We start from the raw sequence: 1,140 nt of genomic DNA, 5'->3' as shown, positions 1-1,140 counted from the left end.
GATGAAGGTCTTCGGATCGTAAAGCTCTGTTGTGAGGGAAGAACAAGTGCCGTTCGAATAGGGCGGCACCTTGACGGTACCTCACCAGAAAGCCCCGGCTAACTACGTGCCAGCAGCCGCGGTAATACGTAGGGGGCAAGCGTTGTCCGGAATTATTGGGCGTAAAGCGCGCGCAGGCGGTTCCTTAAGTCTGATGTGAAAGGCCACAGCTCAACTGTGGAGGGCCATTGGAAACTGGGGAACTTGAGGACAGAAGAGGAGAGCGGAATTCCACGTGTAGCGGTGAAATGCGTAGATATGTGGAGGAACACCAGTGGCGAAGGCGGCTCTCTGGTCTGTAACTGACGCTGAGGCGCGAAAGCATGGGTAGCGAACAGGATTAGATACCCTGGTAGTCCATGCCGTAAACGTTGAGTGCTAGGTGTTAGGGGGTCCAACCCTTAGTGCTGCAGTTAACGCAATAAGCACTCCGCCTGGGGAGTACGGCCGCAAGGCTGAAACTCAAAGGAATTGACGGGGGCCTGCACAAGCGGTGGAGCATGTGGTTTAATTCGACGCAACGCGAAGAACCTTACCAGGTCTTGACATCTTCGGACAGCCCAAGAGATTGGGTCTTCCCTTCGGGGACCGAATGACAGGTGGTGCATGGTTGTCGTCAGCTCGTGTCGTGAGATGTTGGGTTAAGTCCCGTAACGAGCGCAACCCCTGATCTTAGTTGCCAGCATTTAGTTGGGCACTCTAGGATGACTGCCGGTGACAAACCGGAGGAAGGCGGGGATGACGTCAAATCATCATGCCCCTTATGACCTGGGCTACACACGTGCTACAATGGATGGTACAAAGGGAAGCCAAACCGCGAGGTCGAGCTAATCCCATAAAGCCATTCTCAGTTCGGATTGTAGGCTGCAACTCGCCTGCATGAAGCCGGAATCGCTAGTAATCGCGGATCAGAATGCCGCGGTGAATACGTTCCCAGGCCTTGTACACACCGCCCGTCACACCACGAGAGTTGGCAACACCCGAAGTCGGTGGGGTAACCTTCACGGAGCCAGCCGCCGAAGGTGGGGCCAATGATTGGGGTGAAGTCGTAACAAGGTAGCCGTATCGGAAGGTGCGGCTGGATCACCTCCTTTCTAAGGA

Annotated in this window: 1 rRNA gene; it reads left to right on the top strand. The window is 55.2% G+C overall.

The window, feature by feature from the left end:
- Window positions 1-1,133 (top strand): 16S ribosomal RNA (locus J2S77_RS14410); the annotation flags it as partial.
- Window positions 1,134-1,140: the final 7 nt, after the last annotated feature.

The sequence above is a fragment of the Alkalibacillus salilacus genome (assembly GCF_030812915.1).
Lineage (GTDB): Bacteria > Bacillota > Bacilli > Bacillales > Alkalibacillaceae > Alkalibacillus > Alkalibacillus salilacus.
The sequence above is the reverse complement of the archived record's forward strand: the minus strand, read 5'-3'. Positions and strand labels throughout refer to the sequence as shown.